General features: G+C 35.8%; 11 protein-coding genes. 6 read left to right on the top strand and 5 right to left on the bottom strand.

Annotated elements, in window-relative coordinates; all coding sequences use genetic code 11:
• Nucleotides 1–26 precede the first annotated feature (26 nt).
• Genes CIGN_RS00955 through CIGN_RS00930 form a run of 6 tightly spaced genes read left to right on the top strand, consistent with a single transcriptional unit; the run spans nucleotide 27 to nucleotide 7201 of the window.
• Entirely contained in the window at nucleotides 27–1457 is a 1431-nt protein-coding gene (locus CIGN_RS00955) for a VWA domain-containing protein (RefSeq protein ID WP_236844763.1), read from the top strand.
• Nucleotides 1457–3496 carry a BspA family leucine-rich repeat surface protein gene (locus tag CIGN_RS00950; RefSeq protein ID WP_086301990.1) on the top strand — a complete coding sequence of 680 codons (2040 nt, stop codon included), beginning with the start codon at nucleotides 1457–1459 and terminating at the stop codon, nucleotides 3494–3496. The genes CIGN_RS00955 and CIGN_RS00950 overlap by 1 nt, the downstream gene beginning before the upstream one ends.
• Nucleotides 3497–3511: 15 nt before the next feature.
• Nucleotides 3512–4924, top strand: coding sequence for a dynamin family protein (locus CIGN_RS00945; protein ID WP_086301989.1), 1413 nt, complete (start codon nucleotides 3512–3514; stop codon nucleotides 4922–4924).
• 39 nt (nucleotides 4925–4963) lie between these two features.
• Nucleotides 4964–6091, top strand: coding sequence for an HP0729 family protein (locus CIGN_RS00940; RefSeq protein WP_086301988.1), 1128 nt, complete (start codon nucleotides 4964–4966; stop codon nucleotides 6089–6091).
• Between the two features lie 13 nt (nucleotides 6092–6104).
• Nucleotides 6105–6284, top strand: a complete 180-nt coding sequence (locus tag CIGN_RS00935; RefSeq protein ID WP_086224945.1) for a hypothetical protein — start codon at nucleotides 6105–6107, stop codon at nucleotides 6282–6284.
• A complete protein-coding gene (locus CIGN_RS00930) occupies nucleotides 6281–7201 on the top strand; it encodes a helix-turn-helix transcriptional regulator (RefSeq protein ID WP_086301987.1) in 921 nt (306 codons plus the stop codon). Before CIGN_RS00935 ends, CIGN_RS00930 begins: the two co-directional genes overlap by 4 nt.
• A 400-nt stretch (nucleotides 7202–7601) precedes the next feature.
• Here CIGN_RS00930 and CIGN_RS00925 read toward each other — a convergent pair whose 3' ends face one another.
• From CIGN_RS00925 to CIGN_RS00905, 5 genes are all read right to left on the bottom strand, one after another.
• Nucleotides 7602–10391 (bottom strand): flagellar hook-basal body complex protein, encoded by a 2790-nt coding sequence (locus CIGN_RS00925; protein ID WP_181892508.1) that lies wholly within the window; start codon nucleotides 10389–10391, stop codon nucleotides 7602–7604.
• Nucleotides 10392–10706: 315 nt separating this feature from the next.
• Nucleotides 10707–11687 (bottom strand): extracellular solute-binding protein, encoded by a 981-nt coding sequence (locus tag CIGN_RS00920; protein WP_086301986.1) that lies wholly within the window; start codon nucleotides 11685–11687, stop codon nucleotides 10707–10709.
• A 210-nt stretch (nucleotides 11688–11897) separates the two neighbouring features.
• Nucleotides 11898–13754 carry an ammonia-forming cytochrome c nitrite reductase subunit c552 gene (locus tag CIGN_RS00915; RefSeq protein WP_086301985.1) on the bottom strand — a complete coding sequence of 619 codons (1857 nt, stop codon included), beginning with the start codon at nucleotides 13752–13754 and terminating at the stop codon, nucleotides 11898–11900.
• 58 nt (nucleotides 13755–13812) lie between these two features.
• On the bottom strand, nucleotides 13813–14283 hold the full coding sequence (gene nrfH, locus CIGN_RS00910; RefSeq protein WP_086303185.1) for a cytochrome c nitrite reductase small subunit: 471 nt from the start codon (nucleotides 14281–14283) through the stop codon (nucleotides 13813–13815).
• A 205-nt stretch (nucleotides 14284–14488) separates the two neighbouring features.
• A complete protein-coding gene (locus CIGN_RS00905) occupies nucleotides 14489–15805 on the bottom strand; it encodes an MATE family efflux transporter (protein WP_086235117.1) in 1317 nt (438 codons plus the stop codon).
• Nucleotides 15806–15896 lie beyond the last annotated feature (91 nt).

Genomic DNA, 15896 nt, shown 5'->3' with positions numbered 1-15896 from the left:
AATTAACGCTTTTTGAGCATAAATGTATGAAAAATTCAAACTCCCTAGAGGGCTTAGAAAAGCAAATTCAAGATGATTTGTCTAGCTTTAAAAAGTTCAATCCAAATCAAAAAATTGATTTTATAGAGCAAAATAAAAATGAAATTTTAAATCCGAAAAATCCAGATAAATCAGCCGATGATCCAAAAATTAAATTTGATGAGATCTCAAAGCTAAGAAATTTCACTATAAGCAAATGGAGCGATACCCTAGATGAAAAAACCCAAAAATGGGTAGAAAATACCAAAAACTCTATGAGCAATGACTTTCTTAAGCGTATGCAAGCGTGGTTTGACGCTATGCTAAAAGCCAAAGAGCTAGAGAAGCAAGCGCCAGAGCTTTTCGGTGAGAATGGGCTATTTGGCGATGCGGTAGATATGGTCAATAACGCCTTAAATTTAGACAATCTAGGCGACCTAAAATACCAAAAAAAGGTGCTAGGCGACTTCGGCGATCTAAGTGATATAGCAGCAAGCTCAAAAGGCTTTGGCAACCAAAAAGGCAATCTAAACAGATATAGCATAGCTCAAATTTTAAATTATTTTAATATGATTAAAAACAATAAAGCTCTTATGGATATTTGCGATATTTTGGGGCGTATGCAAAATGAAGAAAAAGAGCTATATAAAGAAAAAATCATGGAATTAACCGCATATTCTTACACGCAGACCACACCTACAAAACGATATAAAGAAGAGATTATAGGTATCACTCTAGGCAATGATTTAGAAAATATCGTCCCACAAGAGATGTCGCTTTTGGATGATGAGGATTTGGAGCTTTTGTTTGATTTGAAATATATAGAAAATAGGCTATTTTGTTTCGAAAAACAAGGCCTTATAAGCAACCAAGAAGAGGGCCAAAAAGAGATAGAAAAGGAGATAGAAAAAGAGCGCAAAAAAGAAGACCAAAAGGGTCCTATAATCATATGCGTAGATACTAGCGGATCTATGCAAGGCAGCCCTGAGACCATAGCCAAGGCCATCACCCTTATGCTAACTGCTAAGGCTAAAAAAGAAAATAGAAATTGCTATTTAATCAATTTTAGCACTAGCACTATATGTACCGATATGAGCGGAGCTATGGGGATAAATAAAATTAATGATTTTTTGGAGCTAAGCTTTAATGGCGGAACCGATGTAGGTGCTGGACTTAGAGTAGGTGTAGAGCAGATGAACAAAGAAAATTACAAAAACTCTGATTTATTAGTAATTAGCGATGGGGACTTTGGCTACATAGACAGCAACCTACACAAACAAATAGAAGAAAAACGCAAACAAAAAAACAAATTCTATCTACTAGATGTCGATGGCAATTCTGGCAAAAAGGATTTTTTTGACAAGCATTGGGTCTATGACTCAAATACAAAAAATATTCGCATTCTATGTGAATTAAAACAACAAATGAAGGATGATTAGTGTATAAAACCAAAATAGAAAATATCATAAAAGAGCTAAGCTCTGGCTTATTCGAAAGAGAAGAGTGCCTAAAACTAGTATTACTATCTATGTTTGCTGGGAAGTCTATATTTCTCTATGGACCTCCTGGAACTGCTAAATCTATGATAGCAAGGAGAGCTAGCCTAGCATTTAAAATCACAGATAATTCACAAGATGAAAGTAAAGAGTCAAATAACGGCTTTTTTGCCTATTTGATGAATAGATTTTCAACACCAGAAGAGATATTTGGGCCAATAGACATAGCAGAACTTAAAAAAAATAATCTAACAAGAAAAACAGATGGATACTTGCCAACTGCTCATTTTGCTTTTTTAGATGAGATATGGAAGAGCTCACCAGCTATCTTAAATACACTACTTACTATAATAAATGAAAGAATTTATAGAGATGGTAATAAAGATATTAAAGTCCCATTAAAAGGCGTAGTCTGTGCTAGTAATGAGTTTCCACCAGATAATCAAGGTCTAGAAGCCCTATATGATAGGATGATTTTAAGGTATTTTGTAAAGCCATTAGAAGAGCGTGAGAATTTCAAAAAGCTTTTCAAAAGCAAAAAATCCAATGATATAAAGCCCTTAGAGCCTTTTAGCATTACTGAATTAGAGCAGATAGCCATCAAATCCCAAGATATAAAATTCGAGCAAAACACAATGGATCTAATCTGCGATCTAAAATCCCAAATCCAACTACTAAACCAAGATAAAGAGTATCGCAAGAAGCTTTTATCTAGTGATGAGTATAAACCTATCTATATATCAGACAGACGCTGGAAGCAGTGCGCTGAGCTACTCCAAACTGCTGCTTTACTAAGTGATAGAGATGCAGTGGAGAGATACGATCTAGCTCTTCTAGCTCACTTACTTTGGAGTAGTGAAGAAGATAAAGCAATAATAGAGAAAATTCTCTTTAATGTTTTAAATGAAAATTCAAATTTCGATAGTGAATTAAAGGCTTTAAAAGAAGATAATTTAAATCTTAAAAATCTAATAGAAAAAAACCTATACTCTCCAAACGGCAAACCAAAAAAAGTAGATAATAATGATAAAAACAAATATCTACAAATTTCCAAAGATCAAATCACAAAGGCTAATAATCTAAAAAACAATATAGAAGCCGAGTTTCAAAAAGCCAAAGCGAGTATCAAAAATCCATTTTTAAGCCAAAATGATATAGAGTTATCACTTAGTAGCTACACTCTACCACTCAAAGAGGTTAATAACGAAATCCTAAAAGCCAAAGAGTTAGAAAATATAATACAAAATCAACCAGTAAATGAAAAGCTTAAAAAAGCAAGTAGTGCTGAGTATAAATACCACCCAAAAACCAATGAAGAGCTTAGAGAGCTAGTCTCCCATGAGAGTGTAAAGCTAAGCGAGATAGATATAAGCGAAGTGAGTGATTTGTATGAGTTATTTAAAGATAGTCAAAGAAGCGATTTTAGCGGTATAGAGGAGTGGGATGTATCTCATGTAACAAATATGAGAAATATGTTCATAGGTATTGAAAATTTTAACTCAGATATATCTAACTGGGATGTATCTAATGTAACCAATATGAACTATATGTTCGCTGGTGCTGTAAATTTTAACTCAGATATATCTAGCTGGAATGTGTCTAAAGTAACTGATATGGGCTATATGTTCTACAATGCCACTAGCTTTAACCAACCGCTCGATAACTGGGATGTATCTAATGTAACTGATATGAGCTATATGTTCGCTGGTGCCACTAGCTTTAACCAACCGCTCGATAACTGGGATGTATCTAATGTAACTGATATGAGCTATATGTTCGCTGGTGCCACTAGCTTTAACCAACCGCTCGATAACTGGGATGTATCTAATGTAAAGAATATGGAAAATATGTTTTTTAGTGGAGCTGATGTTGTCGATACGTTTGCTGCTGGTCTTTTGAGTGCTGTTGGTGCTGCTAGGGGTGCTGTTGCTAAACAACAACTACCAAATAAAAAACGACTACCAAAATGGTATAAAGAATAATTAATAGGAGAGACAATGCAAGAACTACAAATAATAAACGAAATTTTATCAGCCAAGCCAAACAATCAAACTCTAAGCAGTTTCAATAAATATCTAAATAACTTTTATGATATTACCAAAAAAATAGCCGTAGAAAACGAAAGAGATTTGGTATTAAATTTAAAAGCTATTGAGAGTGAAATGGCTATTATCGCAGCTTATGCTGAGCTTTTTTCAAAGCATGTTATAGCAGTTGGCGGTGGATTTAGCGCAGGCAAATCAGCTTTTGTAAATAGCTTTTTAAAATCAAAAGATATCCAACTACCTATCTCTATAGACCCTACAACAGCAATTCCAAGCTATGTAATGTCAAGCGATAAAGACCAGATTATCGGAATTTCTAAAAACAATGGAGTGGCAAATCTAGGCAAAATTGCCCCTGATATTCTCTCTCGTCTTACACACAATGCAGATAATAGACTAAATTTTAGCTTTAATCTAAAAGATATTTTACCTTTTTTAGTAGTTAGCAGTGAGTTTAATGACCCTAAATACCAAAATATCTGCTTTATAGATACCCCAGGATACAATCCAAATAGCGATGGCAACAGAGCCCAAGATTTCAATACAGCTAAAGAATTTCTAGCTAACTCTTCAAGCTTGCTTTGGCTCATATCTTGTGATGCAAGTGGGGGCAATATCACTGAAAGCGATATAAAGTTTTTAAATTCAATAGGATTAGAGAACAAAAAGCTATATTTCATAATAACAAAAGCTGATAAAAGACCTAAAAGCGATTTAGATGAAGTGCTAGAAAATCTAAAAGATACCCTAGATATGGAGGGTATAGAGTATGAGGGAATTAGCCTATATAGCTCAACGGATATAGAAGAGTATGGATATCATAAGCTTTCTTTATTTGACTTTATCCTCTCTCAAATAAACAATAAGCACTCAAAAAGCCAAGAAAATGTAATGACAAATCTAATAAGAGTATATCAAAGCTACGAAAAAGCTTTGGTAAAAAAGCAAGATGATAATGACAGAATTTTCTCAGTTTTACACTCTATAACCATAGAGATGGCATATATCGATGATGAAGAAAACGAAGAACATACTTTTAAAGTAGATCAATACGCTAAAAATCTAAAAAGCATATTTAGTAGCACTTATAGCGATGAGTGTAAAAAACTTCTCAAAGAGCTAACAAAGGCTTTTAAAGAGCTTAAAAGTTCTATTGATGCTATTTTTGGTGCTGTGTATGATTGGGATGCTGATGCTAACAAAATCACCACAAAAGATATAGAGCAATTAAGTGACCTTAGAAAAACCATTGATTTAGATGGTGATGATGACTTGCCCAAAAAACCAAAAGGCAGTACAAAGGCCATCCAAGAGGCAAACTCTGCTGTCCAAAAAACTGGTTTTTTCAACTTTGAAGTAAAATAGCTTATGAAAGCAAAAGCTCAAGAGATAAAAGGATAAATTATGCATAACCTCCTAATCCTATACAACCCAAGATATAATAGCGATTTGATAAAGGAGCATTTAGAACTCCTAAAAGAGTGTGGCAAGGTGGCATTTGGCAAGGTGCGAGTCAAAAACAACAATATGCCACACCCCTTTAAGGGCGAATTAGAAAAGATATATAGTGATACAAATCCTGATAGCTTCACTCAGCTTTTTATCACGGATTATTCAAATTTATATGTCGCTAAGGTGGTAAAGATCAGTAGCGATGACCACACCCCCATAGCGCCTAAATATTATCAAGAGCAAAATTTGCTAGTAGAGAGCTGGTTTGTTATCACAGATATGCGTGAAATTTATAGAAATGAATTTGAGAGTGTGAGGGATTATTTTTTGTCCCGTATCACCTTGCCTTTGCGTGATAATCACACCTACGCCCTATATGGCAATAACTATGTATATCCGCTCATCATCGACCAAGACCAAAACTATTTCGAAGATGAAACCCTACACCACACAGATATCTATAAAACCAAAAAATATCTAAAAACCAAAAAAACCCTATCTAGATACTGCTTTGGCACAAATATCGATAAACTGATGAGCGATACCATAGATGCGGTAGTTTTGGCCGAGATCGAATACATACAAAACCAAAAAAATATGTCAAATGATTTTAGCTCTATTTTGGTGAAGTATTCTAAGAGCGTTGAGAGAGAATTTTACTCTCTTTTTAAAGCTCTTTTTGCCTATTTGTGTTATAATAATTCTGGACTTTTAACCATCAGATATGATGTCCAAGGGATCAAATATCAGCTAAAAGATATTTTCACACATAAACCAAATTTAGGCTCATATGGCTATTTGATGAAGCAAAGCGAGATATCTAGCACCTTTGAAAACCTAGTCCCAAATGACATAAAAAATGGCTTTTATTATAAAATACTTAATTTTATGCATATTTTAAAAGATATTAGAAACGAAAATATCCACGGCAAAAACGCCACCATAAAAGAGACCCAAAAGATCAGAAATGCGATTTTAGGCATAGGTCAAGAGAGTATTTTGATAACTTGTTTGGAGTTAAAATCCAAGCTAAACGCCCTATACAAAGAGTCCAAAATAGATCGCTCAAAACAAATTTAAAAAAGGAGAGAAAATGAACGGCTTTGTCCCACATATCCAAACCCTAAAATGCCCAAAATGTGGCAAGAAAAAGGTGATCACCGCTGGCTGTGTGATAAATTTTTATTCCTGCCCAAAATGCAATACAATAATGATCCCTTCTAGCGGAAATTTCATAGATAAACTCATAGGCAAACTCAAAGGCGGCCGATGAATTCCAATGGCTCAAATGGCGAAAATATGATCCGCAGACTCATGATAATGCTCAAAATGCTATATCTGGGTCAAGGGCTAAATCCTAGCGAGCTTTGCAGTGAGTTTAATCTTAGTTTGCGAACCTTACAAAGAGACATAGCACGCTTAAAAGAGTATTGCGCCGTAGATATACAAAAAGGCAAAGATGGAAAATACTATATCTCACGCACAGAATACGAAGATGGATTGCTAAGCTTTGGGGATATCAAAACCTTCGCTAAAAGAAGCGGTGTAGCCGATCTATACCCCAAGCTAGACACCCCAATGATAGCTGATATACTAAGCACCACAATCTCTAAAAGCCTTATCGTATCAAGCGAACCAAAGCAAGACTCCAAAGAGTTAAAAGATCTATTTGAACTCCTAAGCGATGCTATTTTAGAGCACTGCGTGATCAGCTTTTACTACAATGACTCACAGCGCACCATCAAGCCCTATAAGCTCATAAATACAGCTGGCGTCTGGTATCTCCTAGGTGATGAAAAGGCCAAATTAAAGCACTTTACCCTATCTAAAATCAAAAGCTACAAGCCACTAGACCAGCACTTTACCCCCTCAAATACATTTTTAAAGCGGATAGAATCTAATAATCTCAAATGGTTTAGCACTAGCCTAAAAAACGCTAAAATCCTAGTTTTGCCCAAGGCTAGGGAGTATTTTGAGCGTAAGCAAGTATTTAAAAGCTACAAATTAATCAAAGATGATGAAAACGGAATTTTGCTAGATGTAGAGTTTGCTTTTGATGATGAGCTATTAAACATTATAAAAGCTTGGATCCCATATATCAAAATCATAGAACCCCAAGAGCTAGATACAAAGCTAAAAGATATCTTAAAATCCTATATAAATGATGAACCAATAAGCAATCTAGCTTAATCCGCCGCCATTTTTTGCGGCGAATTTTAATCAACCTCGCCGCAAGAAAGCCAAATTTAACCAAATATTGTATTTAAAATTGTAAAATAATACCCAAAATTCACTTCTTAAGGATAAATATGTTAAATCTTCTTTTTAAGTCGCTTTTTGCTTTGGCTGTGCTTAACTCCACCAATTAAGCTTTTTTAAGTTTCAATCAATCTTTTATAATTCGTTTCAATTCCCTTTTTATCATACTTTATTAGTTTTTTGATTATTTTTGATTTCAATTGCGGTATAATGATTTCCAATGAATTAGGTTAATTTTAGCGTAGTAAGGGTTTAAACTCAAAATATTGCTAAATATTTAGCAAAAGCTCTATATCGATAAAAGCGGGGAAACCCCGCAATGTTATCAAGCCTACTGTTTGATTTGTAATAAGCTAGTAAGCATCTGGTCGCTTGTGGTTATTGTTTTAGAGTTGGCTTGGTAGCCTCTTTGGACTACGATTAGCTGAGTTAGCGCCCTACTTAAATCCACGTTACTCATCTCTAAAGCACTTGCTGTAATAGTCCCACGCCTGCTAGTTCCAGCTGCGCCAAAGATAGGATCGCCACTATTGGCAGTCTGACTAAAGATATTTCCAGATCTACTCTCTAAGCCTTCGTTATTACTAAAGACTGCTAGGCTTACTTGTGCTAGTCCAAAGCTTCTACCATTGCTAAAGCTACCTATGATAGTACCAGCCTCATCAATTCTAGTACCTACTAGGTTACCAGCAGTATAGCCATCTTGGATTATATTATCAGTAGCGCTTGGGTTGTCGTTACTTCTTAGGCCATTAGAGTCACCGATTTTACCAAAGTTTAGCTCTATACCTTGTCCTGGTGCTGAGCCGTTATTTGCCGTAAATGATAAAGTAGTAGGTGTAAATCCTAGCAAGGTTCCATCATTATTAAATCTAGCTGAACCAGATACTACATTAGAAAATCCGCTACCATCAGTATTTAGTACACCTGGTTCTGGGACTTGGATTAGGACTGACCACTCGGTTCCATTTTCTGGACTGTAGCTTACCTTTCTCCACTCAAATTTAATCTCATGCTTAGACCCTAGGCTATCATATATCTCAGTGGTAGCTGCATGGCTAGACATTGTTAGGTTGCTCGATACCTTTTCACCTGTACCTGTGGCCAGACTCCCGCCAAGAGCCTTAAATACATCAGCTAGAGCTGAGTTTTCATTTACATTTTGAGCTGCATTACTATAGCCGCTTACTGCTATTTGCATAGCGTAGTCGTTGGTGTATGTGTCTGCATTTGCTGGGGTTTTCTTTTGACCATTGGTATCAGTGTAGGCATCTGCGCTATCTTCTACCTTTGTGCCACCTTGTTGATTTTGATTGACTATAGTGTGTCCATCATTTTGGCCGTAGCTTGCATCACCAGCTGGATTTCTAAAGACAAATTGTCCTTTTTCATTTACAGTTACTTGCACACCATCATTTAGGTTTATATCTCTATATGTGCCATTAGCATGAGAACCATCTGCTTCTGGGGCAGGCAAATCATTTGCAGTATTGTTATTAAAGTTACCATCACCATCAGCATCTAGTGGAGAATCCCACTCTCTTGAGGCGAATTCAGCCAATTTGTCATTAGTTACTAACTCTCTTATAGCTTCTTTTAGATCATTTATAGTGGTGATTTGCTGATTTTGCATTATTTGATCTGATGAATTTAATATACTTACCATTACGCCTACTGCAGCTTCAGAAATCGGTTCTGTTATGGCACCATTATTTTTAAAACCATTAAATGTAGCTTGTCCGTCTTGTAATGCTCTTTGTATTTGATTTCGTACATTTTGTTTAGCTGTTTGTACATTTCCGGCTGCGTCAATAATGCCTAATATTTTATTTGTGATATATGTTGCACCATTTACGGCATTTGAGACATTAGAGCCACTATAATTGACATACTCTCTAGCATCTGTTTGCATAGCACGCCTTAGATCCTCTGTAGTCTTTACCACTCTAGCAGCTCCGTCATTGTAATTATGATCAGCAGTCTTTCCAGCGCCTGAAGAGTAGGTATACTTATAGGCTGTGATTACGCTAGTTGTCCGGATAGATGTGGTATCGTCTTCTAGCTTTTTAATCTTGATATTTTTAGTAGCATCGGTAGTGCCTTGGTTATTTGTATTTGTTAGCTGAATTCCTTTATCACCATTTAAAGTAGCTATAACTCCAGTTTGAGGCGTATAGTCATTTATCTTTTTAACTACTTCATCCATCTTAGTTAACTCAGTAGCTGGTATCTCTATACCGTTGATTGAGATATGTAGCTTATATTTGTTAGTGCCTTGCCCAGCATTATTTGGAAGTTCGCCAAATGTAGCCTTTGCATCAGCGTAGCTAACCCATATACCTTGGCCCTCTCTTAGGTTTAGCCCTTCACCTGAGCCGTTAAATACTACACCTAGGTCTACGCCGGCTTCTTTTACTGCTACTTCTTTATTTGAGTTTATGTAGTAGGTGTTGTTGCTTAGGTCATTTGGATTCTTAGTTTCGCCATCTTCCCATAGACCATTACCATTAGCATCTAAAAAATCATTATAATGGTCTAGAGTATAGATAGGTGAGTTTTTAGCTCCGATGTTTGAGCCTGAGTTTAGATTGGCTATTATAGCTAGCTCACTAGTAGGATTAGCCTCCATAGCCATACCAGGTTCTATTATGATATTGCTTAATGGGCTAGTAGGATCGATGGTGCCGGTATCTTCGTTTCTCATCCAGCCTTGGACTACATAGCCGTTACGATCTACGAAATTACCTTTAGAGTCTAGGCTGAAGTCGCCATTTCTAGTATACATATAGGTCTTGCCACCATCAGCTGATACGACAAAAAACCCATCGCCTTGGATAGCCATATCGCTTTGTTTATCAGTAGTTTGGATTGTACCTTGTTTAAAGATTTTAGTAACTGTATTAACCGTGGAGCCTAGGCCAATTTGCATAGAGTTTTTACCACCTAGGTCGCCTTGTGGGGCGGTGGCTACCTTTTGAGTTTGGCTAAATAGATCAGCAAAACTCGCACGAGAGTATTTAAAGCCTACGGTATTTACATTGGCGATGTTGTTACCTTCGACATCCATCGCTACTTGGTGTGCCTGAAGACCAGTAACTCCAGACCATAATGCTCCCATCATAATTTATCCTTTGTGTTAGAATTTATTTTAATTTTGGCTTATTAAGCAAATAGCATTCCAAATTTTAATTTTTGAGGCATTTTGTGTAATGGCGTAAGATTGTTACACCTATTTAATGATATGCCAAATTTAAATCATAAAAAAGATCTTAAAAAAAATAGGATATAATGGGTTTGCCTTGTGGAATTACTAAATATAATAAAAAAGCAAATTTAAAACAAATTCCACAAAGCAAGGCTTTAGCCGTGGCTAGTTGCACCATAAAAATATAAAATCACCACAGCTTACTAGTATAATGCTTTTAATGGTGTTAGATTACTTCCAACCTAGTTCTTTATAGATTTTTTGTGCGTTTTCTAGCTCATTAGCAACTTTATTAAGCGATATGCTATCTTCTTTGAATTTGCCTAATGCTGCAATCTCTTTACTTGGTTTGGCATCTTTATTTACTGGGTATTCGTGGCTTGTAGATACTAAAATCTCTTGAGCCTCTTTGCTTAGCATAAATTCGATAAATTTAATTGCTGCGTCTTTGTTTTGGCTAGATTTTAAAAGAGCGATTCCAGTGATATTAATATGCGTTCCACGGCCATCTTGATTAGGGAATATTACGCCTAGACTCTTGGCCGTTTCTTGATCGCTTTGCTTTTTAGAATTTAGTAGCGTGATAATATAGTAGCTATTCATCACGCCTACTGCTCCAATTCCTTCATATACGCCACGAGCCTGTTCTCTATCGCCGCCTTTTGGATCTCTAGCTAGGTTATTTAGAGTGCCTTTGGCCCACTCTTTGGCTTTATCTTCGCCATCATTTGCAATGATAAAAGCTAGTAAGGATCTATTAAATGAGACATTTGATGTTCGCATTAATAGCTTGCCTTTTAGCTCTGGTTTTGCTAAATCTTCGTAATTTTGGATTAGTTTTGGATCAATTGCCTTTTTGTTATAGACAATTACTCTAGCTCTTTTAGATAACCCTATCCATTCATTATTTTCATCTTTTAAATTTGCTGGAACGATACTATCTATAATTTTAGATTTAGCTGGAGCAAGCTTGCTATCATTTTGTAATTTGGCAAATGTACTTACATCCATACCCATAAATAGATCAGCCTTAGAGTCTGGTGCGTTCATTTTAGCCATTTGTTCTTTATCTTTTATGATATTTATTTTAATTCCCGTTTGGGATTCAAACATATTAGCAAGTTTTGGATCTAGACCTTTGCCACTATATAAATTTATCTCATTAGCTAAAGCCATACAAGCAAAAGCCGCAGTTAAAAGTAATTTTTTCATCTATTTTTCCTTTTGTTGATTTAATTGCAAAATAGTAGCTAAAGAAGACTTATAATAATATTAATTATCAAAATTATGAACATATAAATTCTTTTTTATTAATATAAAAAGTGATAATAGTTGTATTATGATTATTAGATTTAATAGAATGAAATTTGATTTATAAATATAAGAGGCGGAGCCTAAGCCCCGCCCTATCTAGCTTATAGATTAGTCAAGTACCTTATGATTATAAGGTTTGTTGTTTTTGTCTAGCTCTAAAAGTTTCGCATTTGGGCCATCATTGATATTATCATGTTCATAATATCTATCACCAGCTTTATGACCTTTAGCTGTGCTTTGGCGAGCGTCGTTTAGATCTACTTTGTAGCGAATTTCACCTGGATTTAACTTTTGGATATCTTCAAAACCTAAATTGCTAGTTTTAAAATCGCTAAATCCGTATTGTAGCGCTATTTCAGCTAGTTTAGTTTGACCCATTCTAGCCATTTCTAGCGCTTGAAGTAGCATTCTACTAGCTTCTCTTGGACTGTGGAAACCAGTTGAGTTTTCAGCACCTACGAAGTCGCCTCTCATTTGGCCTTTTCTGTGTAGTTCTAAAACCTCTTTTAATACTGCAGAGATTTTTTTGTCATCTGCTTTTCCATCTGTTTGGAACTCAGGAAGTGCAGCTAGTCTATCACGCATATTTTTGATATCGTTGATTAGGCTTACTGTAGCGTATTCTACTGATCTTAGGTCAAATGCGATTGATCTTTGGATATCTTGAATTTGCGCTTTTAAATACTCTTCGCTTTGAGTGTGGCAGCTTTTACAAGCAGCGTTAATATCTTTAAGCGGAGAAGTAACATTGTGATTTGTCACTTTGCTTGAGCCTTTTCTTACATATGGCATGTGGCAATCAGCACAACTTACACCATTTGCTGCGTGAACTGAGCTTGAGTATAGCTCTGTTTCTGGGTGTTGGATTTTTAGCATTGGTGCTTTTGTAATTTTGTGAGCCCAATCTTGTGGGAATATAGAGCGAGTTACATTCTCGTCATAATACTCATCAAACATCTCAATTCTAAATGGTTTATTTTTGCCCCATTGTTTCCATGGGAATACTAGCTCAATACCTGCAACTTCAATTTCAGTAGCTTTGTTGCCATCTCTCCAGCTATCGAATTCATCATAAGTTTTTTGAGTGCCGTTCCACCATTTTTTATCTGTATCACTAGCGATTGATTCACCGATAGTTTTGACTTTTTCACCTGTTGGGCGGAAATAGTACTCAACATGGCATTGCGCACAAACTAAGCTTCTCATCTCACTTCTAGTAGCTTTCACACCTGTTACAGGATCTGGCTCATAGCCTCTCCATTTTGTCAAAGCGTTAATTAGAGCTGTACGAGTTACACGAAGTTCCATTGTATTTGGTACATGGCAATCAGCACAGGCAACACCCATTCTTTTACCGCCGTGAGGGCCGCTGTGTTCTGGGCTATTTTCTGTGATGCCTTCTAATGCTGGTATATTTTTGACCATTGTCCAGTATTTAGCACTATTAAATGAAACCCATTTTTCACGAGGAGTATCACCCAAAGCAGCGTTATTTTCTAGCCATTTTGTCCAACCACTATGACAATTCATACAAGCAGCTGGCTGACCATTAAAAGCAGCAAAACCATGTGAATTTAAGAAATCTTTATTGTTTCTTGCTGTATCCATTTGATCTACTTGAATCCAGAAGTGGCCACGCTCTTCATTTGCATCTATTGAAAATGGATATCCCGCCCATAAAATTGTAAGTTGCGGATATCTAATCAATTTAGAATAAGAGTGATTACCGCCAAATTCAGTCTCAAACGGTGCTTCGGTTTCGACTGTTTGATACATATCCATATGTTCAGGGAAATTTTTACCCCAGACATTAAAGCGTGGATCATCATCACTCATAGTCACCACATCTTTAGAGACTGCACCAGCCATATCAGGCTGAGCTTTTTTGCTTGAGATGTCTTTGTTAAATAAAACAAAGCCGATCAAAACAATAATGGCTAATATCGCCAAAAGAGCCTTTTTCATACTCTATATCCTTTCTGTGAAATTAAATTTACTTTGTTGCCAAAGTTCATAAATCAGCCTAAAATCCACGAGTGTGGCCTACACTAGCGTGACATTTAACACAGCTTAGCTGTTCATTAGCATGATTTATCTTTGTTGTTGGATTTACCACTACTGATACCATTTGAGAGTGGCAGCGAACGCAGTTTGCTTGAACCATATTTTTACTCATTTTAGTTGCAGTGAAATTTTGCGGTAAATCATCTAGCTTAAAGGTAAATGCATAAGCGTGAGATACGCCACTTTGGGCTTTGGCTATCCATTTATCTACAAATTCATTAGGCAAATGGCAGTCATTACAGCTTGCTATTGGCTTGCCGTTTATCTCTCTTGAGTGGGCGCTTTTACGCCAACTAGCATATACATCATTCATGACATGGCAGTTATTACAGGCGGCACTATCATCGCTAAAATACGACATACCTTTAGCATTGTAAAAAGTATATCCAGCAGCTACGATAATGATAACTACAACAACTAAAAACCACATAAATGTAGAGTTTTTACTACTACTTTGCACTTTATCCTCCTTCCCCAAAAAGATAAAAATGTAAATGAAATTGTAATGAAATTTAATTTGTTTGTCAATAAAAATAAACTTAAATTCCGATTTTACGATGGTTTAAAGGCTCAATATTCGCATTTTTTTCGTCTAAATTTAGTTTAATTTTAATTAATATATTTTTTATCTTATTTTATACAACGGCTTTGGTTTGCCACTTTTTGCTCTTCCAACGCCAAGAATTTACAAATCCACGAAGCGCCTCATCAGCACAAAATCCAATCCAAACTCCCAAAATGCCAAGCCCAAAATTAAAACATAAAATATATCCCACAGGCAACGAAACCCCAAACATAAACACCACTCCACTAAAAAAGCAAAATTTCGCATCGCCACTAGCACGAAGTGAATTTACCATTATGATATTAAATGTCCTTACTACTTCAAGGAAGATTGATAGCGTAAATAGCGGTATCATCAGCTCTTTTAAGCTTGGATTTAAATTTAGTGCGTTCATTGTCTCATCTTGGGCTAAAAAGCTAGCAAATGCTACCAAAAATGACGCCAAAACGCTAACATACAAGGCTCGCCAAGTGTGTTTATATGCTATTTGTAGCTTTTTGGCGCCGACTAATTTGCCAATTATAATCTCATTTGCCACGCTGATTGCTTGACCTATCAACATTATAAATAGCGAAATTTGAAAATAAATAGTTTGGACGCTTAAATTCTCTTTGCCCAAACTAGCGACAAAACCAAATGCGATTGTGTATTGGACTATCCAAAGTAGATTCTCCCCAGCTGCCCAGCCGCCAATTTTGATAATTTTGCTTATAACGGCTCTTTCAAGCTTGATAAATTCGCTAAATTTAGGTATAAATTTCAGTATATAAATGAGTATAAATATCAAAATAATTATAGCCACCACACGGCCAATTATAGTGGATAATCCAACACCAAAAAGCTCACTTTGGGTGAAATTTAATACATAATAATTGCCAATAAGCGTAACTCCATCCATCAAAATAGTAACAAACATAACGCTATAAGCTCTATTATAAACCCTAATTATCGACGCTAAAACTATCCCAACCGCATCAAAAAATAGGCAAATTCCAAGCATATATAGATAGATTGAGCTTTGAGCCATTAGCTCTTTTGGGACATTCATTAGCTCCAAAATCAACTCACCATGCCACACTATCCCAGCAGCACAAATTAAGCCTAAAATAGAGTTTAAAAATAGGCTTTGATGGATGGCTTTGCGGGCTAAAATTTTATCTCTAGCGCCGATAGCTTGAGTTATAACTACAGAACAACCAATACTTAAAAAGGTAAAAATCGTGATAAAAATATCTAAAATTTGATTACCCGCACCCATAGCACCAACTAAGAAATTTGAGTGCGCTGCGACCATTAAGGTGTTGATAATAAGCGATAAATACCGCAAAAATAATTCAAAAAATATAGGCACGCTAAGGGCTTTTAAAGATAGTTGCTTAGAGGACATTTGACCGCCTAATTATGGGATTTTAGACCCATTATTTTATCAAATTTAATATAAAATATATTTTATTTATAACTTAAATTTATGATTATTT

The organism is Campylobacter devanensis, assembly GCF_002139915.1.
GTDB classification, from domain to species: domain Bacteria; phylum Campylobacterota; class Campylobacteria; order Campylobacterales; family Campylobacteraceae; genus Campylobacter; species Campylobacter devanensis.
The sequence above is the reverse complement of the archived record's forward strand: the minus strand, read 5'-3'. Positions and strand labels throughout refer to the sequence as shown.

Excerpts from the sequence above, each read along its gene's own strand:
- CIGN_RS00925 (WP_181892508.1), bottom strand. The coding sequence starts at position 10,391 with ATGATGGGAGCATTATGGTCTGGAGTTACTGGTCTTCAGGCACACCAA.
- nrfH (WP_086303185.1), bottom strand. The coding sequence starts at position 14,283 with ATGTGGTTTTTAGTTGTTGTAGTTATCATTATCGTAGCTGCTGGATAT.
- CIGN_RS00940 (WP_086301988.1), top strand. The coding sequence starts at position 4,964 with ATGCATAACCTCCTAATCCTATACAACCCAAGATATAATAGCGATTTG.
- CIGN_RS00945 (WP_086301989.1), top strand. The coding sequence starts at position 3,512 with ATGCAAGAACTACAAATAATAAACGAAATTTTATCAGCCAAGCCAAAC.
- CIGN_RS00920 (WP_086301986.1), bottom strand. The coding sequence starts at position 11,687 with ATGAAAAAATTACTTTTAACTGCGGCTTTTGCTTGTATGGCTTTAGCT.
- CIGN_RS00930 (WP_086301987.1), top strand. The coding sequence starts at position 6,281 with ATGAATTCCAATGGCTCAAATGGCGAAAATATGATCCGCAGACTCATG.
- CIGN_RS00915 (WP_086301985.1), bottom strand. The coding sequence starts at position 13,754 with ATGAAAAAGGCTCTTTTGGCGATATTAGCCATTATTGTTTTGATCGGC.
- CIGN_RS00955 (WP_236844763.1), top strand. The coding sequence starts at position 27 with ATGAAAAATTCAAACTCCCTAGAGGGCTTAGAAAAGCAAATTCAAGAT.
- CIGN_RS00905 (WP_086235117.1), bottom strand. The coding sequence starts at position 15,805 with ATGTCCTCTAAGCAACTATCTTTAAAAGCCCTTAGCGTGCCTATATTT.
- CIGN_RS00935 (WP_086224945.1), top strand. The coding sequence starts at position 6,105 with ATGAACGGCTTTGTCCCACATATCCAAACCCTAAAATGCCCAAAATGT.